This window comes from Photobacterium sp. DNB22_13_2 (assembly GCF_052873915.1).
On sequence record NZ_JBNNXU010000315.1, the window covers coordinates 1 to 232 of the forward strand.

Genomic DNA, 232 nt, shown 5'->3' on the forward strand with positions numbered 1-232 from the left:
GCATCAGACCGCTTGGCAGTGGAAGCGCGTGACATGGGCAGGGCAATCTTGGCAGAAATCGACAAATCATTGTCATTGCTGCCAATGGGGGCGTCAAGCTACGCTGAACTTCCCAAGACTGCATACACGCCTGACCATGAACCTCGCATTCTTTTCAACGTTCAACTGCCTGCTTGCCCGGGAGGGGCGTTGACCGTGCGGCGCGCTCTGCTAGTCGGTTGGAGTGTGTGTG

The 232-nt window shown here is 56.9% G+C and carries 1 protein-coding gene; it reads left to right on the top strand.

Translation table 11 applies throughout. The features are described from left to right. Positions 1–232, top strand: a 232-nt coding sequence (locus ACVA58_RS28785) for a hypothetical protein (RefSeq protein WP_446513637.1), incomplete at both ends; no start/stop codon positions are given.